Raw genomic sequence first — 20,861 nt, 5'->3', positions numbered from 1 at the left:
ATAGCGTATGACGGTATATCATCTTGACGAGATAGCTGGAGATGTTCGTATAGCACTTGACCAAAACACAACGAGTGATGTATTGAAAGAAATTGGTGATGTAGACACGCTTGCATTAAACGACATCATTAAATCAAAGATTATTGAGGCTGTAAAACGTGTGCACAGTTCTGCACCTCCTTATCTACTCGATGGAGGACATAACTTCGGAGATGAGGTGTATTGGCAGAAATGTGAAAATGGCTGGGTGTTATTGCCGGAGGATTTTATGCGTTTTGTTGTTTTCCAGATGAGCGATTGGGAGCGTGCAGTATTCTACCCTATAAATGTCGACGATCCTGAATACGAGAAGCAATCTTCCCGGTTCAAAGGAATACGTGGCACTACACAACGTCCTGTATGTGCTATTTCTATACGACCAGAGGGGAGAGTATTAGAGTTTTATTCTTGTAAAAGTCAGGATGCAACGGTCAGTCGTGCGGTTTATCTTCCTTATCCCAAGATAGACAAATACGGTGCGATAGAGATTTGTCAGCGATGTTATGACGCGGTGGTGTATACTATTGCCGCATTAGTATTAACAACGTTCGGCGATGTGGAGAAAAGCTCTGCATTGAACGAATTAGCTAAATCAGTATTAATATGAGTTCGATAAAATCAACACAGATAGACGGTGATGTTTCCGTCAGTCGTAATGCGGCAGTAGGTGGAGATGTTACCGTCCAAGGTAAAACCCATTTAAAAGGAAACGTAAAAATAGAGGGGTGGATTGAGGCAAAAAATATCAAGGCAGCTAACAAAGGACTCTTTACTACCATTGAGAAATTGAAAGCGGCTTACCCGTTCCCGCATGACGGTTGGTGGGCACTTGTTGGGCTTTCTTTACCTGCTCCTATATACGTGGGTGATGGAGGTGAGTGGGTTGCAACCGGACAGACAGGTGGCAATCCATCCATAGACAGTGGTAAATTTAACGAAGCTGTTGAAAAACTACAAGAAGACATTACTAAATTGCAAGATGATGTATCGGATATTGAGGATAAAAATAGCTCGCAAGATACTAGTCTTACTACACTTGGGAATAGTGTCAATTCTTTGCAGGAACAGGTAAACACAACCAAAGACACCGCCAACAAAGCAAGTGCCAAAGCGAATGAGGTAGGAAACCAATTGAATGACTTTAAGGGAACGAAAGGAGAAAATGGTGGTATTGCACCTCTTAATGAGTATGGTAAAGTACCTAGCCGTTATTTACCGGCTTCTATGGATGATGTGAAAGATTTCGACGGTTTCGTGGAAAAAGTGCTTGTTCAACCATCGTCTATCGGGAAAAGTTCAACGGATGATGGATGTAAGATTTACTACCACAAGGACACCGATTCGCTTGTTCTTTTCTATGACGGTGTATATTACAACAACTGGCTGGATTCTGAATTGTTTGGAAATGAAACTATTGACGGGATAACTCCTGTTTCGGATAAGGTGTATTCTGACACAATTACAAACAAGACTTATCGTTGGAGCGGTTCAGCACTTGTTATCATTGGTTCAGACCTCGCCCTTGGCTATACAAGTTCGACCGCATTTCCGGGCGATGAGGGTGCGGATTTGAAGCAGAAAATGCTACAAGCCAATGAAGATATTACGGAAAACAAGAACGTATTGTTGTCCCATTACAAACAGATAGTAGCACGAAGCGTAGTAAATGTGAACCAACTCTTTGGGCTTACTAATCGTAAGATAACATTCTCGGTGGCTCTTGATAGATGTGCGACATCCGAATATGCTGAATCTTTGCAAATACCAGGTGTTGTGCTTACCTTTCAGACTGAAGCAGGTTGGCAGTCCAAACAATGGGTTATCATTGATGATTGGAATAAGGAAAGCAATTGGACGGACTTCGGAGCTTCCAATGGAGAAAGCGTTGGTAACACAATCAATGTAAACGCCCTGTGCAAAGATGTGGAATATACGCTATCCACCGCCATAAAAGCCATTATTGACCTTGAGCAAGAGAGCGGAGTGGCATACATTAAGAGCGGTATTGTAGTGACATTCAAGACCGCAGAGAGCGACACCAACGGTGCACCTGTATGGCTTGCCTATCAATTTACACGAGAAGTAAGCGATGTAAACCCGGATGATTTGAAGCCGTGGGTAGCCTTTGGAAACGGAGGTGGCAAGGTGGAAACATCGGACACTCCAGCAGAGGGAGGAAAAGATGCACTTTCAACAGGCGGTGCTTACGCGATGCAGGAAAAAGCAATCGCTGGTTTTGACGAGGAAAGCGATGAGGATTATATCTACTACAAAGCCGTGAACCTGAATGGTGGACAAATAGAAGATGTGATACTGAAAATACCTAAGAACGGAGGTGGAGGCGGTTCCAGCGAGGACAGCACCCTATCCATTTATTTTGAGGATGTCGCTCCCATTGTAGCGTTCGGTTCTGACATAAAAATTAATGTGGCCCTACGTAGTGTGAGTTATCCGGGAGGTGTAGAAACACTTGGCGTTATCCGTAATGTGAGCATAATTGACGCAAGTACGGGACTAACCCTATTTAGCGAGGACATGAATATCGTAGGTTCTGCAAGTGCCACAGACTACAAGTTTGAACTTGACTTTACTGGCTATTTCAGCGGAGCGGCGAGCAAGAGTTTCTTTGTGCAAGCTACAGATGCTGACGGAAATACTAAGAAGAAAGCCATTACAGTAGTAGCCGTGGACATCACCGTGGAGCAGCCTATGGCATTGAATTACACAAGTGATACTGTTCTTACCGTAGGTGGATCCGCCAAGAACATCGGACAGTTTTATAAATTTCCCAATAACACATCATCCATACTTGTGACCGTGGAAATGTACTACAACGGAGAATGGAAGAAACTCGGTGAAGCAATGGTAAGCGACAGTTATACCAAGAGTATATCCGTAAATCCGAACGATGTGTTTGGTGGTGGTGAACGGCTCTCGCATGGTGCATATCCTGTGCGTATCTTCGGTACGGAAAGCAAGTCGGGGGTAAAAGGCAATACCATCTATTCAGCCCTTATGTGCATAGACGAGAATAATAGCACACCTATTGTCGCCCTCCGTTTCAATGACAAGAACAATGGTACATTGCGTCTGTATGACAATCTGACCGTAGAAGTAGCTGCCTATACACCTGGCAAGACAGAAACGCATATTGATGTCTTCTATGATGAAGAAAAGGTTACTTCTGTTGATGCCATGATTGCTGAAACGATTACCGTGAACAAGCAGATAAGCGGCTATAAGGCGGACGGAAGCCAAAGTATTACTGTACACGCTGAAAGTGGAAGTGTCAGCACCAATGAAATAGAAGTGACAGTTAAAGGAAGTGCCATTGACATTGCCATCAAGGACGGTGCTTTGTTTGGGTATGACTTCTCCACACGAAGCAACAGTGAAAGTGACCACACCATTATCAACAATGGGGTAAAGATGGAAATCAAAGGTGCGAACTGGTCAAGCAATGGATTTATAGACTATCTGAACGAACGCTCTTTGCGCATTGCCGAGAATGTAACAGCCGAGATATTGGATTACCGTCCTTTCGGAAATCCGTCCGTAGAAAGTGCTAGTGGTTGTGCTTTCCAATTCGCTTTTGCGACCAAGAACATCAAGGAAGCCAGCTCAAAACTCATAGAGTGTTACGATGCCGACAGCGGTGCCGGATTCTATGTATGCGGAAACAAGGTTGCTATTTTCTGCAAAACAGGTCAGCCGGCATTGGTAGAACGCTCTTTTAAGAACGGAGAAAAGCACACTATGGCTATCGTTGTAGAGCCTTCAACTATCTTTGTAACCCGTGGTGGCAGCAACTATTCATGCATGAAGCTGTATTTGGATGGTGAAGAGGTGGGCTGTATAGGATATATCAGTAATAGCGGAGCTATTCTCAACTCAAAGACTGTCACTTTTGACGGAACAGAGGGAGACCTATACCTTTATTACATCCTTGCCTACAACAGTTACTACGAGTGGGCACAGGCATTTAGAAATTACTTGTGCAAACTGACCGACACAACGGCGATGATTGATGAATATGAGAGGGAGAATTTGCTTGATACACAAAACCGTCCGACTCTTGAATCTCTTGCCGCCAAAGGTATCCCTTACTATGTAGTTGTGAATGATCAGCAGACTTTTGACACCTTTGACGGAGATATTGACACGAGCAAGAAGTTCAAATGCACACTATTCTACTATGATCCCAAACGACCTTGGCGCAGCTTCAAGGCTATCAATGTGCAATGGCGCAGACAGGGAACGACATCGGCGAAGCGCCCTATCAAGAATGACCGTTTCTATCTTCAGAAGAATGACGGTTGGGAAGTTTCTCCTATCTATCCGGAATATACCAACGAAGATGCAAAGGTTTCGTATGACCTGATGAAATTAGGCTATGTACGTGTAGGCGAGAATTCTATACCTGTGAAAATCATCACAGTAAAGGTGGATTACTCCGATAGTAGCAATGCCAATGACTGCGGAGTTTGTAACCTTATGAACGCTACATATCGTGCCCTTGGCAGCAACTATCTGACTCCGGCGCAACGTGCCTTTGACGGAACATGGGTAAAAGGAGACATCTCATTGAGCGGATTGACGATGAACCATTCGACTGCCAACCACCCGATTGCCGCATTTCGTTCGACTATGGAAAGTCTTACCGATGCTTGGTTTCATGCCAAAGGTAATTGGAAAGAGGATAAAGGCGAGCAGGTGGCACTCGGTTTCAAAGACACACCCGGCTACAACAAAGGGTGTTTGAACTATGGCGACTTCATCGAATACTTCGGCAGAAGAGACGAAACCCTTGATGAAATTGAATCACGCTTCAAGAGCGATAGTACCACAGACAAAAGTAAACTCTATATGCTCTCCCTTTATTGTGGCGAGAACTACCGCTTTATGGCATACGAGAGCGGTGCTTGGACTGCACAAAGCGGAGAAATGAAGCAGGTAGATGGCAAGTGGCAGATAACAGGTAAGGTGTTGAATCCTGTAAGCGGTTATGAACTGCTGACTTATGATGCCATGAACTGGTGGCAGGGAGTGGGAAGCATTGATGACATGATGGAACCGACCACGGCAGAATCATCGTGGGTAACAAAACTGAAACTCGGACAACCGACCTATCCGATGTGGACACGCTACTTTGAGTGTATGATAGACGATGACCAACTGCAAATAGATTTGGCTATGGGACGCAAAGTGCCTTGCGACTTGTTTAATGTGTTGGTGTTCTGCGACAGTTGCGACTATGCCAAGGAGGAACTTAAAGACACTTGGAAAGAGATTTGGAAAACGAAGATGTGGAAGTACATAAATCCGTATAGCCTTGTGTCGTACTATCTCTTTACGGACTACCTTGCCGCCGTTGACCAACAGGCGAAGAATATGCAACCTATGTGGTTCTTGGAGGACGGTTGCAGCGTGAAAGACGGAGTATATAGTGGAGCAAACGGTATGGAAGCCAGAAGAATGTACTGCAACAAGGTGTATGATTGTGATACCTGTAACGGCAAGGACAATGACGGTGGCCAGACCATTGATCCGGAGGTTGACCCTGGCGACTTGACGAGTAGCGCGTACGCAGGACGAGGCAGCGTGTTGTGGAACGACATACGCGGACAGCAGACTATGGAGGTGGATCAAAACGGTAACACCATTACGCTTTCGGCTATCGCTGACACCATGCGTTCACTTCCGGACACACTCGGCATTGGTTCGGGGCCATTCTCTCCGAAAGGTGCGCTCCATTACTTCGTTACGGAAATATTGAAGAAGTGGCCAAAAGTGGTGTCAAGTTACGACGGAGAGCGTAAGTACATCAAATACACCGGATACAGCGATATTTATTTCTATGCTTTGCAGGGATTGGGACTTACTTCTTTACCGGCGTTCATCGAACAACGTTGGAGAATCCGCGACGGTTACTACCGTTGTGGCGACTTCAAAGCAGAGAGCGGTTATATAGGCGGTCGTATCGGTGCGAAAGAGGGGGCGGTTATTCGTTTTAAGGCTGCAAAGACAGGCTACTTCGGAATTGGTAACGACAGTGGAAACATCACGCAGGGCATCTATCTGAAAGCAGGAGAAGAGGGTGTGTTCAGTAATTTCCAACATGGCGAGAACATCATGCTCTACATCTATCAAGCCGACCGTATGAGTATGATTGACTTGAGTGAAATCAGCATTGACCCTCAATTCGGTAATACATTGTCGAAGATGGTGTTGTTGCAGGAACTTTTCCTTGGTAGCAACACGCACGGAGATTGGACGATGTCGCCTGGTAACACTGGCTATATGACCAATCTTGATTTGGGCGATATGCCGTTCTTGCGGGTATTCGATGTGCGGCATACGGAACTATTGAGCGTTAACGCATCGAAGTGTCCACGTTTGGAGAAAGTATATGCGGATGGCACAGGGTTATCGACCATAGACCTTGCAGAAACTGCTCCCATTAGTACATTGACGCTGCCCGATACGATGACGGAACTTGTATTGAACAATCTGCCAAACCTGACCTATCCCGGAGGACTTACGCTAGGAGGTGTAGGCAAGGTAGCAAAGATATTCGTAAATGAATGTCCGTATGTGGATGCTATGACACTTTTAGAGCAGATAATTAATGCGAGTGCGATCAGAACTGTACGTATTCCTAATGTAAATGCAACTGCTAGTGTTGATTTGTTACGTTCTATAAAGGATAGTGGAGCAATTGGGCTTGATGCAAACGGGAACGCATACGATGAGAGTGGACAATGTAGTGGTATTACAGGACGTTGGATATTGAGTGAACTTGTAGAAGAGAGTGAAGTAAATGTCCTTACTGCATATTTTCCACAGTTAGAGCTTCATAATTCGCAATTTTCTATTGTGAAAATCAATGATGTTGTGGATAACGATTCATGTGAGAAGTACAGCAATCCTGAAAACAAGACAGGTGAAGACTACGGTAACACATATATTCCTAGTGGGCATACTCTTGCTATAAAGAAAGGTTGCCATGCTTTTAAATGCTCGTTCAACACGAAGAAGAATCAAATGGAAGGTGTACAGTTGAGTGATACAGACTTTAATTATCTGAAAGATGGTAGTAGCTTTGATGTTGCAGATACGGCAGGGGAGGGTTTTGATATATTTTGGCATGCTCCTCACTATTGGTATAAGGGCGTAAATGATTATAAGAACCAAGTGAAGTATTTTATTACTTCTGTTACGGAAAACGAGCCTATTTCGACTGCATTACACAGCAAGAAGGCTAAACTTTCTGAACTTCTGTACAAGGAGAACACTGGAGTGTATGCGAATGATGCTGTTATTGGTGAGGTTATGAGTGAGGATGTTATATCTACAGCTTCTAATACTAACAGCTATAAGATGGACGTAAAAGGTATGAAGCAGGTGAAATGGCCGGGATTGAATCATGCGCGACTAGGTGGTGTATTCACTGATGAAAGTAATTGTGTACTTGGTATATTCATTATGTCCGTAAGTCATACGTATTTTGACTTTTCTATAGGTGAGTGTGTATTCTGCGATGTACCTAGCGGTGCAAAATGGTTCTATTTTACTTCTTTTCGCGACATTGGTAATGTTGAGTGTCTTTCTGTGGATAGTGCCAGCATTGAGGCTCTTGAGCCGGAATGGACTGAACATACAGTAGGTGATAATGACAGTCTTGTAGGTGTTTATCCTATTACTATTGACGGTTTGAAGATGCCACGAAGTCTTTCTGGTGAGGTACGCTCAAAGAAAGGTAATGGTACGTCCACTACATCAGGTGAATGGAAATACGATAGTAGTGGTAATCCTATTGAGATGCCGATTGCTACCCTAAACTACACAGCAAAGGATTTCCAAAATATTTCCCGTTTGAGAGGTGCAGGTTACCAATTACAGGATTATGAACAACACAAAGAGATTAGTAATCTTTGGTGGGCATTAAACGGAACAACCAACGAACAATCTGTAGTCGGTAATGGAGGACATGACGCTATTTTAAATAAGCTGGATTCCATTGGTATGGCAGATAGTAGTAATGCTGGCAATTCTCTTAATTCTATACTTGGTTTGAAGCATTATGTAGGCTGTGATTCAGAGTGGATGGATTATATTGCATTTAATATCCCAAGTTATGAAACATTCTACAAAGCAAGATGTATTGATACTGATAGTTCGTATCCTTCGGATTATATAGCCCATATTTATGATCCTGTGAAAAAGACTGAACGTACAGTGAAATCAGTTGAATCTTCCAATGCAAATTGTGTGGTACGCTTGGTACATGGAGCAAAATGCGATATTTTGCCAAGCAGGGTTCATAATGCAGATACGAGTAAGTATGTTACTCATTATGCGGCTGGTTATTGGATCAATAGTAGCAAAGGCCGTTGTGTTTTGCGGTCTGGCAACTACTCGAGTGCGTACAGCGGTCTCGCTTATGCGTACGCGTGCTATGCATCTTCGCTCTCGAACACGAACTACGGGGCGCGGCTGGCCTTCCGCGGAAAATTCGTAATAATTGAATAGAGCGAAACTCGTTCTTGCGAAAAAAGCGTCAGAGGGAGAGTCGACCAACGGGAGACTGCTCCCTCTCTCTTTTTCTAATGTAGGTTGGGTAATATATTATAGAGCAGCATGAATATTTGTGCCTTAAAATGTTCTATATATGGAACATTTTTTGTATCTTTGCAATGCAATAACAAGGTATGGAATTGAAAGCAAGATTCAAAGTGATAATGTCAAGCGAGGCAGATGCCTTTCTTGATACTTTGCGCCAAGACATTAAAGACAAGATTGTTTATAATGTAGATAAGGTTGCCAATGGATATATGGATAAAGACCTTTTTAAAAAATTGGATGGTACGGATATTTGGGAGTTCCGCACTCTTTATAAAGGTATTCAATATCGTTTGTTGGCTTTTTGGGATACTGATGCGGAAACATTGGTTATTGCTACGCACGGATTCGTCAAAAAGACACAAAAGACCCCAAGTAAAGAGATTAACAAAGCGGAAGCTATTAGAAAATTGTATTTCAACTCAAAAAAATAGTGATATGGAAACGATTAAATTTTATACCCTTGATGAAGTTAAGGATAAGCACATTGGGAAAGTCGGGACACCACATAGGGATAAATATGAGGCTGAATTGCAGTCGTTCCTTATCGGTGAGGCTATTAAGAAAGCCCGGAAATCCCAAAATATGACACAGGAGGAGCTAGCCCAGAAGATTGGTGTTCAGCGTGCACAGGTGTCGAAAATAGAAAGTGGTAGGAATCTGACACTTTCGACTGTTGCGCGTGTATTCAGAGCAATGGGGATGGAGGCCTCTTTAAGTATTGCAGGTTTTGGAAGTATAACTCTTTAAAACATAGTAAGGTGGACAATCCCACGCGCCGTTGTGTTTTGCGGTCTGGCAACAACTCGAATGCGAACAGCGGTCTCGCTTATGCGAACGCGAACAATGCATCTTCGAACTCGAACACGAACTACGGGGCGCGGCTGAAATTCTGTTGGTTAAACTAATCGGAGACTCTATATAAGGTACGAGATTACCACCGATATTCTCCGAGGGATTAGAACCTCGGCAACAGCATAATAATATAATATATATATTTTATGGAAAGCCGGAACATAACATTAACCATATGTGGGGAGTGGCTTGACTTCTCCCCACGAGACCGGAAGGCGGTCTGTAAAATTGATGATTTATTTAAACTGACCGGAAATATACCTCTGGTCAGTTATCCGTTATATAACCTTATACCGGAAATTATATCAGACGAAAATTTGGAACGCTCATTTAAGCGTGTCATGGCGAATCTACGAAATGCAGATGCTCGAAATGGGAACAGGTCTATGCCGAAAACTATCATAGACGGTATCGAATGTTCTCCAAGAATGATTCGTTATGTGACAAATAAAGGAAAAATATTTGAAACGTTGAAAAACCAAATTGGTAATGGTACATTCCGTATCAAGAACCTTAAATCATTTCTTACTGAAGACGGCCCGAAAGTAAGAACAGTACAAGCTCCTTCGGTCATAGAACGCATTGGGAGTAATGCTATTATGGAACCGTTGGAAAATCGACTTTCTTCTTTATTGATAGAAACTACCGCTGCTTCCATACAAGGACGTGGACCGCATGGGTTGTTTCATCAGATACAAGCTGCAATGGCAGAAAATCCTAATCTCAAATATTACTATCAAAGCGACTACAAAGGATATTATGACAGTATTAATCACGAAACTTTAATTTCTATTATTAAAAGATATGTAGGCGATCCTCTTCTTTTGCCCATTCTTGAAAATTTTGTGAAGGCACTCTATCCTGATGGAGAATGTGGTATCAGTAAGGGATTGCGATCGTCTCAATTCCTCGGTAATCTTTATCACAATGATATTGACCACCGGATGATTGATGTGCATGGAGCAAGATATTACTTTCGATTCTGCGATGACATTTTTATTCTTGGAGAAAGTAAACGCGAGTTGTGGAGGTTACGTGACTGCTTGCACATCGAAGCAGATAAGATGGGGCTTACGATAAAATCAAGTGAGAGAGTTGCCCCTATATCTGCTGGTATGGATGCTCTTGGGTATGTAAATTATGGTAGCCATACTCTGTTAAGGAAACGGATAAAAGTAAATGCTGCTAGAAAACTGTCTAAGTTGAAATCCCGAAAGCGTAGACAACAAATAATTGGATCATTTAAGGGTATGGCTTGCCATGCCGATTGCAAGCATCTATTTTATATACTTACAAAAAAGAATATGAAGAAATTTTCAGAAATGGGTGTAACATACACCCCAGCTGACGGAAAGAAACGCTTTCCAGGTAAAGTAACACGATTGAGTGATATAGTAAACATTCCTATTGAAATACATGATTTTGAAACTGGTATAGACACCAAGGAAGGTGAGAACAGATATTTGGTATCATTTCGTAATCCTGCTAAACAAGAATGGGGAAAGTTCTTTACGGCTTCAGCGGAAATGAAGGGAATTTTAGATCAAGTCAGTGACATTGAGGATGGTTTTCCGTTTGAGACAATAATTAAAGGTGAAGTTTTTGACGGAGGTAAACGAAAATATAATTTCACCTAACAGGTAAAAGATAACATACGAATCCGCATCTCATCCGCTACTTTTGTTGAAAATCAAAATTCATAAAGATGGAAAAGATTTACGGCACGAAGCAGCGGCAGGATGGGCTTATACATACAGGCCGAACCAAATGGACATTATTTTATGGCTTTGGAAAGGATGATGAGGCAAGTGAAAGAGGTTGGGAGTACCGACATACATTTGACCACAGTCCAACACTTTCCGAGGTTAAGGAACTTATTATCTCTACTATAAATACTGCCACGCAGGAGAAGATCGTGAACGGCTTTATATGGAATGAAAAGCCGATATACCTATCTGCTGAAAATCAATTGAATTTTGCTGCTATAGAACGTAACAAAAATATTCTATATCCACTTACCCTAAAAATCAATGAACAGGAAGATGGTACTCCCATCTACTACACCTTCGAGAATGTAGATGAATTTATCTCATTCTCCCAGGCAATGAGCCTGTATGTGATAGAAACTGTTCAAAATGGTTGGAAAGAAAAAGACAGTGTGGATTGGACAGTGTTTAATATAAAATAGACAAGAATGAAGAAAAAATTGATTGAATGGCTTGCACAAAGCAACAGGTGGAAACATCTTGTTGGGGGATTTGGTATCGGTATTTGTGCGTTTGATTGGTTTTCTGCAACCTATGCAGGTGTACTTACTGCAGGTGCTTTGGAGTATAAAGACAAGGCATATGGTGGCAATTGGGACTGGATAGATTTCGGCTTAACAGTGGCCGGAACGTGTGTAGGACAATTAGTGAGAACTATCGTATGACGGAAGTGCAACATGTAACGGAGGTGGCTAAAGGCATTAGTGACTATGGCATGATGGCTGTGAGTGCTGCATTTTTTCTTTTGCTTTCAGCAGCTATGATGATAGCACTATTCAAATGGTTTAAGAGTATGATAAACCGCCTTCTGGAACAACAGGAGTGTTTGAATCAATTGCTTGATACAGTACAAGACAATGTGAGTTTGCAACGAAACTTAATGGAAAGACTTCAACCTGAAACCTTACTGCGTATCCGGAATTTGACGGGTTTCGCTTTTGACCTTAGTATCGAACAGGTTTGTAGGTTGATAAAGCGGGTTCGAATAGAGAATCACATAGCTGATCGTGAAGCAACTGTAAACAAAATACGGAAATCACTTCAAGTAATCCATGATGATCGAAAGAGTCGCTTTGACCCTTTTATATATCATGGAAAACCTCTGTCGGAATATTGTAATGAGAATTGGGTGGAAGATGTGGTGAGTGTAGTTGAAAGTGAAATCTATAATGAGGATGGAGAAAATAATGCACGCGCCTATACCAATGTGAAACTTGCATACGACAATATAAAAACGGACTTTTATCAACGCTTAAATAGTTAATTATGAAAATATTAATAGATAATGGACACGGGGAAAATACACCGGGCAAACGTTCTCCTGATGGGAAATTACGAGAATACCTTTATGCACGCGAGATTGCAGAATCTGTGGAACGAGCCTTGCGTGCGAAAGGATATGATGTAGAGCGTATTGTGCATGAGACAGTAGATGTGCCATTGGCAGAACGAGCAAGACGTGTGAATGAAATTTGTGCACGGTATGGGGCAACAAATGTATTACTTGTTTCTATTCATTGCAATGCTGCGGGAAACGGCGAATGGATGAGTGCAAGAGGTTGGTCGGCATACACTTCAAAAGGTAAAACAAAATCGGATGAATTGGCCACTATGTTATACGAGGAAGCCGAACAGAATTTTGCCGGACAAAAAATCCGTAGGGATAATTCGGACGGAGATCCAGATTGGGAAGAGAACTTCTACATTTTAGTAAAAACCAAATGTCCGGCTGTTCTTACAGAAAACTTTTTTCAGGATAATAAAGAAGATGTGGCTTTCCTCAACTCAGATGAGGGGAAGCAAGCTATCATTAAAACTCATGTAAATGCAATAATCAAATACGTCACCAAGTATGGGAAAACTTAAGAATATTGCAGTAGTGTTGTTTATGATTGTATTTCTTGCTTCGTTGTTTATGAATGTAGTACATTTTGCAAGTAGGCAACAGAAAACAAGAGATACAACAAGAACAACCTATGTTGATACAATACCATTTTATAAGCCCATTCCTAAAGACAGCTTTGTTATTCGATATGTTACTGAACGTCTTCCTACAGTCTCGAAATTGCCAGAAAACGTACAAAAATTGCCTGAAAGCGTATCAGAATTTCCGAAAATCGTGAAAAATTTCCATGAATCTGTATCAGAGGATAGTGTAGATGTGATTATTCCTATTACCAAAAAGGTATACAAGGATAGTTTATATACGGCATACGTAAGCGGATATAACCCGAAACTTGACAGCTTGGTATTACATTCGCAACATGAAGTGGTAACCATTAACGACTGCTATCCTAGGTCGAGGAAGAAACGTTGGAGTGTTGGTGTTCAAATTGGATATGGAATAGCATTAAGAGGGGTGCCGGAATTTACACCATATATTGGAGTTGGTGTATCATGTAATCTATTCAATTTTTAATTATGACAGATATTGCTTTAACCGTCAATAAAGAAAGTGTATATGAAGAAGTGGCACAGACCACAGCTTATACCGGGGCTAAGATGGACAACGAACTCGCATACAACCGTATTTTCACAACGGATGAGGATAAGAGTATGCTAGAGCGTTTTTGGAATGAAAGCAAAAACACTGCTTGTAATAGCTTGAAAAAAATACTTCTTAACGAAGTCGAAAGTGAGGGGATATATCAGCTTTCGTTGGGGTTATCAAGTTCGTTTGATGAAGCTTTAACAGAAAGTATGGAACGTAGTCTGTTCTCGTTTTTTGTTATGAATATTACGGCAAAGTGGTACACATTTACCAATAAAGAAGAAGCAACCGGATATGCAACGGAAGCGGCTACCTATATGGAGGACGTCATGCGTAAGGCATTTTTTAAAAAACGTCCTATACGTCCTACGTACAATTGAATTATTTTTAATCTTTATTTATTATGGCAGAAAACAAGAAAACATTGACAGTGACCCAACAGGTTAAAGAGCTTGTTTATGATATTCAGAACAAGGCATACTTGACCGGGCAGGCGCGTGAGGCAGAGGGTAAAAAGAATTATGAAGCCGCCTCTAATATGCAAGCGAGTGATGATGAGGAAAACAGCTATCAAATCCGTCGTTCATTGGCAAATGCGTTTTCATCTTTGAAGAGTCTGCTTGGAGAGTATCTTTCAGAAGACAAAAGTACAAGCAACAATCTGATTGCAAAAGAAATTGATGATAATGGTGTACTAGAACTTGCATTCGAGTTGCCGAGTAACTATAACAACTCTTCGGCTGATGCGTTGGGCAATGGTATTCATGCCTACCTTGTAGATATGGCTTTGGGAGATTGGTTTGCCATTACCAACCCGGAAGATGCAGCTTCATACGTACAGCATTCGGCGATAAGTTTAGAGAATGTAAAGCGTGCGCTTTATAAACGTAGCCGACCTGAAAGACCGACTTATTCTTAATGTATTCTCATGGGATATTGTTGTAAGAAACTCCAGCAGACAAAAACAGTAACGCTGACATTCAAACGTTCAGAGTTACTCTATGACGTAGAGAACTACTCCTTTGTGGAAGGTGATATTATGGAAACGGAGAATGAACATGCCCGGCATCAGGTGTTTGACATTGGACAAAGTGGTAATGTGAACCGGGTTACACGTGTACTCAATCTTACCCATGCAGAATGTGTGGAAATGCTATATCCATATACCAAAGAGGAAATCTCGGACGAACAGGAAGCTCTTGATGATATTCTTGTAGCTCCCGAAGAATATCATATTGTACTCACTTTACCGGAAGATTTTTCTTTATCTACGGTGAAGCTACTAAAACATCTGATACACGAGTATCTTATCTGTAAGGTACTTGCAGATTGGATGAGTATAACGAATCCAAGTAGTAAGGCTAATTGGGAGGAGAAGATAATGAGTATCAGAGCTAAGATACAGACATCGCTAATGTCGAGAAAAGGCAAAATAAAACGAAAGTTGAAACCTTTCTGATAAAAGGAAGAGCCGGAGTGCATCACGCATTCCGGCTCTTTTGCTAACAATCTTTCTTAACCTTAATATGAAAAAAACTAACCTATGTAAGTTATCTTGGTTTATTAAGCATACGGGGGGTGAATTGGACGGTAAACCCCAACAAACTTTCAGATTTGTCTAGTTTGCATATTAGTACAAGTCGGAATGCTTTGTATGGTGTGCCATGGAAACCTCGCATATATTTATCGGTACTACTCCATACTGCATGCCAGTTGAATAAATCATTTGAACCATACAGAACTTGTGAGACATGGCTACTCTTGAAATATCCGCGTTGTATGATGGTGTCTATCGTTTTGAACATGTTTGGATCATCTATTTTGAACGGACGAGTGACAGCTAATGCAGTAATAGGTTCTATTGTGTTATCAGGCTGTGAGAAATTAACGAGATCATTATCTGAAGTCATAGCGAGTGCATCAGGATAGGAGTTTAAACCACTCATGATGTTACTATGCATCATTCCCCATTGCTTACTATCCATTGAATATAAGTAGGCATAGGTACATGATGGGTTGTGAATGATGATACGTTGGTGTATATAGTCGTAAATCATCCTACATGTTTTTAGAAATTCGCGGAAAGTTAGAAATTGAAACTCTGTTGAATTAAATCTTGTATTATTAACCAATTTATTCAAATGGGGTAAAGAATTGATAGAGAAAGCCAATTCACTGTCCAAAATATCCGAAATACATTGGCTTGTAGAACCGCTAATAAGCATAATACCACGGTCAGTCGCAAATAGTACAGCATTATCAATCTGGGTTATACTATCGGAATTAATACACACATCACGTGTGATAGGCTGGCGGGCAGAGTAGGAACCGGTAGAAGAAACCTCGAGGGCCCAAATTCCATCAGTAGAGAAACAGTAAAGAGGAAATTGACCAAATTGGCCTTGTGATAAAGCCTTTGCGGCTGAACTGAGTCCAATGATTGTACCTGTTCCAACAGTGCAGACTCCGAGAGCGGGAAATGAAAAAGGATCGTTTACATCAGAAGTATATATTTTATTTGGATATGGGATTCCGATTTCTGTATCAGTAATGAGGCTCATATCGGGGGTACTAGAGAAACTCGTGTTGATACTTCCGTATACTCCGTTAAGTGTTTCATGTTTATGTAATTTGCTATATGAATAGGATTTTACTCCATTGTTATCTATACGCTCAATAATAAGCTCTTTTGCATTGATGTTGGGATAAAAGAAGTATGAATCAACGATATTCATTGGTATACCGGAAAGAAACTGTACCATAACTTTTCGTTTCTCGGCTTCAATGAAGATGTATGCTTTATAAGAATATGTTTTCTCAACGGCTTTTTTAGTTTCGTTATCATACTCTCCATTAGCATATTGAAAACAAGATTCAAGTGGGAATGTCGGAGGGATAATAGTTACTCCGGTCAGATTTAGACGTGCGTTGTATGGAAATGCATGTTTTGCGACAATTGTTCCCATTAAATTGCTGTCACCCTCCATTACTTCTTTTGCCTCAAGTGAATTGAGAGCACCATTTTCAATAGAAACAATGTTCTCACCCGATTGTATTTTTTTTACGTCAATGGAAGAGATAAGGTAGAAAGGTAATGAAGAGTCATCATCTACGAGTGATTTACCTGACATTCCAAAGAAAAGTTGATTGGAATTGATTGATTCACTTGCATTATGACATCGATATATTAATTTACCGTTGATATTCTCATTACCGGAGTTAGCGCAATAACTTAAAAATGCGGACGAACCACCCATTGGTCCCAAATAGGCATATGGGGAGATTGATTTGCACATACTGTCCTGATCAACAGTATAGAGTGGGGGAGTGATAAATATATCAATACTCTTAACCAACTCCCCCCATTCGGCTACAGATTCTTTCACTTCATCGAAATTTGTTATCTCGTAATATAATTTTGATGCAACATGCGATACAACCATATTGAATTTGGTGTATAGACCATTGTTAACTTCATAACCTGTATAATGTATGAGATAAGGTATGCCATATGATGGGTAGACTTTTACTGGAGATGAAATGTAGTTGAGGGTTCCGTCATACATACGGTAGGCATATCTTATCATGAATGGGTATTGGAATAATCCTGCTGTTTTGGCATCGGCGGTATATTTATTGGTAAATGCCAATACAGTATCTCTTACAGCTTGGCTGGCTTCTATTGAGAGAATAAGTGAATTAAGAATAATAGACGGAGTAAATCCGGGGAAACTTGCAGATAACATATCCGAGTTTCCCATAGATGCTCTTAGTCGGAAAGAGAGCGATGGAAATACCGGGTTACTTCCCATGAGTACATATGTTCCTGACTTGTAGAGGGCATAAATTATGCCCTCAGATGTGAGTATGATTAATGTGTTTCCAAGTGATGTTACCTGATAGAGTTCTCCAGAAATAGATACTATATCTTCGGGCTGCTTATCAGTGTCGTTAGAGGATAACCATTGTAAGGCGGCGGATTCTGTATCGTAAATTATGTAATGTTTATATACCGAGATGTTGTGTATGTATATCACTTTTTTTCCTTGTGGGAGAGTAAATAAACATTGAGGCTTTTGAATGCCTTTTAATACTCCATCTTCAGGAATAAGATTCATTGCAACTGACAAGTCACCATCTGCACATTCGTAATCTGATGGATTGGCAGAATATCCATTGTACTTAATCTCTTTTATCATATTACAAAAGGTATTTAGTGATAATTGGTAATAGTTTACCGTATTCGTTTTCTGTTGGTTCTCCTACACATAATCTTGCTTTAGCTGTTGCTTTACATTCTTGGAGAATTGCTGTACAAAGTCTGCTTGATGAAGTTCTGAAGTGATTTCCTGCCTTATTCGTTGGGAATACCATCGCTTCATGCCTCCCGTTTGGTGAACGAAGTCTAACGTAAAGGTAAAATTCATCTTGGTCAATCATTATGTCCAAAACATCTCCGCGTGAGAGCTGGAGATGTTTTGCGACGCGAGCACTAATATCTATCCTTCCTGATGCGTAAAAGGTGATATCAGCTTTTCGGGTGTTTCCTAATATACTTTGCATTTGGCTTGTCGAATTTATAATAAGTTTTTCCTTGTGGAGTTTTCTGAATTGATACGGACAATTTTACTCGACAGTTATCGGATAGTCCATATTCATAAAGGATGCGGCCGACTGACGGACAGAGCGTTTCAAATCCTATACATTTATACTTGTCGTTGTATTGAATATCGCACATTTGGGTTGCTTGTTCAATAACTGGATTGATTATGAATCCGAATGTATCGTCTCCAGAAATACGGAAAACGAATACACGCGCTGCATCACTCTTCCTGGCATTATTCTTGATATGCAAGAACAAGCGTTTGGAAAGCGTTATCGAGTTGTCGGCAGGGTCGGCAATCACATAATACAGAAGTGATTGCCACCATAATTTTAACTTACTGATAATCATAGTACGAAAGTATGATGAATGATTAGCTTTTGTAGTTTAACTTTTTACTGACGCATTGAGATGTACTCGACGAGAACGAAAGGTAACTGTTTCGACAAAAGTAAACGATAAGGTTGTTTCGATTTCCAATCGATGCCGGTTAGCGGCTTCTTTTGTTGCAAAAATGTAAGAACAGATTTCTTGTTTGGTTGTACCTTTGGTAGCTACAATATTGGCATAATATTTGCGTCCGAAGAGGAACGCAATGATTTCTTTTAATACTGTTGAATTCATAATCTATTGGTTTTAATCTGTGAATAAATTCTTTTGTTCCGGTTGTTTGGGAGGAGGGATGATGCTATTAACACGTTCAATCTCCCGGTCAATCTCGGCTTCGAGTGCTTTGCAAATTCGTAAATTAGCTTGAGTACGACATTTGAAATATTCTTTTTGTGCTTTGCGCATCTGGACAACTTTGGTAAAGAGTGTTTTTGCATCCATTATTTCTTATATTTGTATTGTTCTTTAAACATCGAATCCGCTTCCTGAAATTGTTTTGTAAAGCGGTTTTCTTTATATTCTCTCTTAAAAGTCACATATGGGACTTTCTTTGTGCTACATCCTCCTGTTAGAGCAAGAATAACACATACTAGTAGTATTTTTTTCATTTCTGTCTTTTATTGAACTATTCTACAAATACATTCGATTAGCAACATGAAAAAGGTAACGGCAAAAAGATATTTCCAAAATCTAATTTTCTTTTTAATTCTTTCTTCATGCTTTCTATACATCTTGTCAAAAAGTGTTTGACAATCCTCTTTGTAATGCTTAAACCTATCTTCTACATAGCCTGCAATATCATCAACGATTGCATACTTTATCCTTTCTGGAACAGACATCGGATAACCCCTTTCCCCATAATTCAATTCAGTTATAACGCTATGCCCTACAAGCTCCTCAACACCTCTTATTCTAAATTCCAGTTTGATAGGATTCATACCATCATTGAGATAGTTCCTGAATTTCTTTTCGGCAAGTTTTTCTATTTTCTCACCATTCATTTTTGCCATTCGTTCCATTTTAAGAAAATATGCTTCATCCACGACATAGGCGGTTGAATCAAATTTATATCTAAACTTTATTTCGCTCATTTTTTTATTCGTTATGAGAGTTAATACTTCTTCCCATGCATCTTTTCACAGAGTTCGTTATACTTCATTTTCTGCTCGATGTGCCAAAGCAGGTCTATATCTAAGTGCTTGGCAAGCCCGAAGATTGATAGTATCATATCATTCACGGCTGTAGGAAAATCAAATATTCCGTCATATCTAACAGGAAGTGTAGAGATGGAATAGATTGATTCGGTGAAAGTTTCGTCTTTACAGGCTTCTGCCATATCTTCAATACAGTCATCAATATCTCCGTTGGCAAGTTCAAGGCTTATCCCTCGAAGTCCTGCAAGGTCAAGCAAGCGGATAACAGCATCAGCTAACTCTTCCTCTATTGCCCCTTTGATTGTTTCATTGTATGCAACTTCGTAACCACGCTCTTTGGGAATGTCAGGGTCTAACCCTTGACAAATACGACTGGTTGAGATTTTCTTCTCGAACCAATCAACATTAGCACGCTTTCCCCTTCTATCAGCTTCCACAGCTTCCATTAGTTCGGATATTACAAGGCAAAGACAGTGCTCGTTACTCAATTCTTGATCGTGGAAGCCGTGTTCACAAGCGGTTTTATATGCCTTATCACGGAGGACGTTCAAATCTATTTTACTCATATCTAATCAGTTATTAGTTAACTTTCTGCCATCCAATCTTAAATATGTTAGCTTTAAGGCGGACTTCAACATCTACCTTGTTTAATATATAGCCTTTAGAATCTACATACTCTCCATCTATGATATATAGATATTGAGTACCCATTGCTGGAAGATATTTATGGGTTAATTTAGCACCACTTTGCATGGCTTTTATTGCTTCTTCTATATTCATATCTATTCTTGTTTTACGCTATTCAACTTTTACTTTAAATGGAAGAGGATAACCGCCAATCAAACGATTGTAGATATCTTCCCAGCAGTACGGCATATTGGCATTATTTGCCAATTCCTTTGCTATCTCTTGTAATCTTTCTTTGCTCATAGCTATTCTGA

At 40.6% G+C, this 20,861-nt stretch carries 23 protein-coding genes; 13 read left to right on the top strand and 10 right to left on the bottom strand.

Annotation, left to right across the window (positions count from 1 at the left end):
• Positions 1-7 precede the first annotated feature (7 nt).
• The 13 genes from BQ7997_RS09925 (at position 8) to BQ7997_RS09865 (ending at position 15,232) form a co-directional block, all read left to right on the top strand.
• Positions 8-646: a hypothetical protein gene (locus tag BQ7997_RS09925; protein WP_073345879.1), complete on the top strand. Its 639-nt coding sequence runs from the start codon at positions 8-10 to the stop codon at positions 644-646.
• A complete protein-coding gene (locus BQ7997_RS09920; protein ID WP_073345876.1) occupies positions 643-8,571 on the top strand; it encodes a hypothetical protein in 7,929 nt (2,642 codons plus the stop codon). Before BQ7997_RS09925 ends, BQ7997_RS09920 begins: the two co-directional genes overlap by 4 nt.
• A 179-nt stretch (positions 8,572-8,750) precedes the next feature.
• Positions 8,751-9,095 (top strand): type II toxin-antitoxin system RelE/ParE family toxin, encoded by a 345-nt coding sequence (locus BQ7997_RS09915; RefSeq protein ID WP_008761282.1) that lies wholly within the window; start codon positions 8,751-8,753, stop codon positions 9,093-9,095.
• Between the two features lie 4 nt (positions 9,096-9,099).
• The gene (locus BQ7997_RS09910; RefSeq protein WP_004317997.1) at positions 9,100-9,411 is read left to right on the top strand and encodes a helix-turn-helix domain-containing protein; all 312 of its coding nucleotides are present in this window, start codon (positions 9,100-9,102) and stop codon (positions 9,409-9,411) included.
• A gap of 251 nt (positions 9,412-9,662) precedes the next feature.
• Complete coding sequence (locus tag BQ7997_RS09905) at positions 9,663-11,153, top strand: RNA-directed DNA polymerase (RefSeq protein ID WP_073345874.1); 1,491 nt, start codon at positions 9,663-9,665, stop codon at positions 11,151-11,153.
• 68 nt (positions 11,154-11,221) lie between these two features.
• Positions 11,222-11,704 (top strand): hypothetical protein, encoded by a 483-nt coding sequence (locus tag BQ7997_RS09900; protein WP_073345871.1) that lies wholly within the window; start codon positions 11,222-11,224, stop codon positions 11,702-11,704.
• A 6-nt stretch (positions 11,705-11,710) separates the two neighbouring features.
• The gene (locus BQ7997_RS09895; protein ID WP_008761285.1) at positions 11,711-11,947 is read left to right on the top strand and encodes a hypothetical protein; all 237 of its coding nucleotides are present in this window, start codon (positions 11,711-11,713) and stop codon (positions 11,945-11,947) included.
• A complete protein-coding gene (locus BQ7997_RS09890) occupies positions 11,944-12,546 on the top strand; it encodes a hypothetical protein (protein ID WP_004318005.1) in 603 nt (200 codons plus the stop codon). The genes BQ7997_RS09895 and BQ7997_RS09890 overlap by 4 nt, the downstream gene beginning before the upstream one ends.
• Before the next feature lie 2 nt (positions 12,547-12,548).
• Positions 12,549-13,148, top strand: coding sequence for an N-acetylmuramoyl-L-alanine amidase (locus BQ7997_RS09885; protein WP_073345869.1), 600 nt, complete (start codon positions 12,549-12,551; stop codon positions 13,146-13,148).
• Positions 13,135-13,701, top strand: a complete 567-nt coding sequence (locus BQ7997_RS09880) for a DUF6808 domain-containing protein (RefSeq protein ID WP_073345866.1) — start codon at positions 13,135-13,137, stop codon at positions 13,699-13,701. The genes BQ7997_RS09885 and BQ7997_RS09880 overlap by 14 nt, the downstream gene beginning before the upstream one ends.
• 2 nt (positions 13,702-13,703) lie before the next feature.
• The gene (locus tag BQ7997_RS09875) at positions 13,704-14,153 is read left to right on the top strand and encodes a hypothetical protein (protein ID WP_073345864.1); all 450 of its coding nucleotides are present in this window, start codon (positions 13,704-13,706) and stop codon (positions 14,151-14,153) included.
• A gap of 23 nt (positions 14,154-14,176) precedes the next feature.
• Entirely contained in the window at positions 14,177-14,692 is a 516-nt protein-coding gene (locus BQ7997_RS09870) for a hypothetical protein (RefSeq protein WP_008761290.1), read from the top strand.
• 9 nt (positions 14,693-14,701) lie between these two features.
• Entirely contained in the window at positions 14,702-15,232 is a 531-nt protein-coding gene (locus tag BQ7997_RS09865; RefSeq protein ID WP_004318015.1) for a hypothetical protein, read from the top strand.
• Between the two features lie 91 nt (positions 15,233-15,323).
• On the opposite strand, the gene BQ7997_RS09860 is transcribed toward BQ7997_RS09865, so the two are convergent.
• The 10 genes from BQ7997_RS09860 to BQ7997_RS26015 all read right to left on the bottom strand — a co-directional run bounded on the left by BQ7997_RS09860 (position 15,324) and on the right by BQ7997_RS26015 (position 20,850).
• Positions 15,324-17,972, bottom strand: a complete 2,649-nt coding sequence (locus tag BQ7997_RS09860) for a hypothetical protein (RefSeq protein ID WP_073345861.1) — start codon at positions 17,970-17,972, stop codon at positions 15,324-15,326.
• Between the two features lie 63 nt (positions 17,973-18,035).
• On the bottom strand, positions 18,036-18,200 hold the full coding sequence (locus BQ7997_RS25775; protein WP_210436301.1) for a hypothetical protein: 165 nt from the start codon (positions 18,198-18,200) through the stop codon (positions 18,036-18,038).
• A 101-nt stretch (positions 18,201-18,301) separates the two neighbouring features.
• Complete coding sequence (locus BQ7997_RS09850; RefSeq protein ID WP_073345859.1) at positions 18,302-18,727, bottom strand: hypothetical protein; 426 nt, start codon at positions 18,725-18,727, stop codon at positions 18,302-18,304.
• A 36-nt stretch (positions 18,728-18,763) separates the two neighbouring features.
• Positions 18,764-19,000, bottom strand: coding sequence for a hypothetical protein (locus tag BQ7997_RS09845; RefSeq protein ID WP_004318022.1), 237 nt, complete (start codon positions 18,998-19,000; stop codon positions 18,764-18,766).
• Between the two features lie 12 nt (positions 19,001-19,012).
• Positions 19,013-19,207 (bottom strand): hypothetical protein, encoded by a 195-nt coding sequence (locus BQ7997_RS09840; RefSeq protein WP_004318024.1) that lies wholly within the window; start codon positions 19,205-19,207, stop codon positions 19,013-19,015.
• The gene (locus BQ7997_RS25715; protein WP_022042982.1) at positions 19,207-19,374 is read right to left on the bottom strand and encodes a hypothetical protein; all 168 of its coding nucleotides are present in this window, start codon (positions 19,372-19,374) and stop codon (positions 19,207-19,209) included. The genes BQ7997_RS09840 and BQ7997_RS25715 overlap by 1 nt, the downstream gene beginning before the upstream one ends.
• Before the next feature lie 9 nt (positions 19,375-19,383).
• Positions 19,384-19,857: a hypothetical protein gene (locus BQ7997_RS09835; RefSeq protein WP_073345856.1), complete on the bottom strand. Its 474-nt coding sequence runs from the start codon at positions 19,855-19,857 to the stop codon at positions 19,384-19,386.
• A gap of 20 nt (positions 19,858-19,877) precedes the next feature.
• A complete protein-coding gene (locus BQ7997_RS09830; protein ID WP_073345854.1) occupies positions 19,878-20,486 on the bottom strand; it encodes a nucleoside triphosphate pyrophosphohydrolase family protein in 609 nt (202 codons plus the stop codon).
• 13 nt (positions 20,487-20,499) lie between these two features.
• Positions 20,500-20,700 (bottom strand): hypothetical protein, encoded by a 201-nt coding sequence (locus BQ7997_RS09825; RefSeq protein WP_073345851.1) that lies wholly within the window; start codon positions 20,698-20,700, stop codon positions 20,500-20,502.
• A gap of 18 nt (positions 20,701-20,718) precedes the next feature.
• Complete coding sequence (locus tag BQ7997_RS26015) at positions 20,719-20,850, bottom strand: hypothetical protein (protein WP_257227923.1); 132 nt, start codon at positions 20,848-20,850, stop codon at positions 20,719-20,721.
• Positions 20,851-20,861 lie beyond the last annotated feature (11 nt).

The organism is Bacteroides congonensis, from assembly GCF_900130125.1.
GTDB classification, from domain to species: domain Bacteria; phylum Bacteroidota; class Bacteroidia; order Bacteroidales; family Bacteroidaceae; genus Bacteroides; species Bacteroides congonensis.
This window is presented reverse-complemented; position numbering and strand designations above follow the sequence as displayed.

Bases quoted from the DNA above. Each gene is read 5' to 3' on its own strand.
- BQ7997_RS09925 (WP_073345879.1), top strand. From the start codon at position 8: ATGACGGTATATCATCTTGACGAGATAGCTGGAGATGTTCGTATAGCA.
- BQ7997_RS09920 (WP_073345876.1), top strand. From the start codon at position 643: ATGAGTTCGATAAAATCAACACAGATAGACGGTGATGTTTCCGTCAGT.
- BQ7997_RS09915 (WP_008761282.1), top strand. From the start codon at position 8,751: ATGGAATTGAAAGCAAGATTCAAAGTGATAATGTCAAGCGAGGCAGAT.
- BQ7997_RS09910 (WP_004317997.1), top strand. From the start codon at position 9,100: ATGGAAACGATTAAATTTTATACCCTTGATGAAGTTAAGGATAAGCAC.
- BQ7997_RS09905 (WP_073345874.1), top strand. From the start codon at position 9,663: ATGGAAAGCCGGAACATAACATTAACCATATGTGGGGAGTGGCTTGAC.
- BQ7997_RS09900 (WP_073345871.1), top strand. From the start codon at position 11,222: ATGGAAAAGATTTACGGCACGAAGCAGCGGCAGGATGGGCTTATACAT.
- BQ7997_RS09895 (WP_008761285.1), top strand. From the start codon at position 11,711: ATGAAGAAAAAATTGATTGAATGGCTTGCACAAAGCAACAGGTGGAAA.
- BQ7997_RS09890 (WP_004318005.1), top strand. From the start codon at position 11,944: ATGACGGAAGTGCAACATGTAACGGAGGTGGCTAAAGGCATTAGTGAC.
- BQ7997_RS09885 (WP_073345869.1), top strand. From the start codon at position 12,549: ATGAAAATATTAATAGATAATGGACACGGGGAAAATACACCGGGCAAA.
- BQ7997_RS09880 (WP_073345866.1), top strand. From the start codon at position 13,135: ATGGGAAAACTTAAGAATATTGCAGTAGTGTTGTTTATGATTGTATTT.
- BQ7997_RS09875 (WP_073345864.1), top strand. From the start codon at position 13,704: ATGACAGATATTGCTTTAACCGTCAATAAAGAAAGTGTATATGAAGAA.
- BQ7997_RS09870 (WP_008761290.1), top strand. From the start codon at position 14,177: ATGGCAGAAAACAAGAAAACATTGACAGTGACCCAACAGGTTAAAGAG.
- BQ7997_RS09865 (WP_004318015.1), top strand. From the start codon at position 14,702: ATGGGATATTGTTGTAAGAAACTCCAGCAGACAAAAACAGTAACGCTG.
- BQ7997_RS09860 (WP_073345861.1), bottom strand. From the start codon at position 17,972: ATGATAAAAGAGATTAAGTACAATGGATATTCTGCCAATCCATCAGAT.
- BQ7997_RS25775 (WP_210436301.1), bottom strand. From the start codon at position 18,200: ATGAATTTTACCTTTACGTTAGACTTCGTTCACCAAACGGGAGGCATG.
- BQ7997_RS09850 (WP_073345859.1), bottom strand. From the start codon at position 18,727: ATGATTATCAGTAAGTTAAAATTATGGTGGCAATCACTTCTGTATTAT.
- BQ7997_RS09845 (WP_004318022.1), bottom strand. From the start codon at position 19,000: ATGAATTCAACAGTATTAAAAGAAATCATTGCGTTCCTCTTCGGACGC.
- BQ7997_RS09840 (WP_004318024.1), bottom strand. From the start codon at position 19,207: ATGGATGCAAAAACACTCTTTACCAAAGTTGTCCAGATGCGCAAAGCA.
- BQ7997_RS25715 (WP_022042982.1), bottom strand. From the start codon at position 19,374: ATGAAAAAAATACTACTAGTATGTGTTATTCTTGCTCTAACAGGAGGA.
- BQ7997_RS09835 (WP_073345856.1), bottom strand. From the start codon at position 19,857: ATGAGCGAAATAAAGTTTAGATATAAATTTGATTCAACCGCCTATGTC.
- BQ7997_RS09830 (WP_073345854.1), bottom strand. From the start codon at position 20,486: ATGAGTAAAATAGATTTGAACGTCCTCCGTGATAAGGCATATAAAACC.
- BQ7997_RS09825 (WP_073345851.1), bottom strand. From the start codon at position 20,700: ATGAATATAGAAGAAGCAATAAAAGCCATGCAAAGTGGTGCTAAATTA.
- BQ7997_RS26015 (WP_257227923.1), bottom strand. From the start codon at position 20,850: ATGAGCAAAGAAAGATTACAAGAGATAGCAAAGGAATTGGCAAATAAT.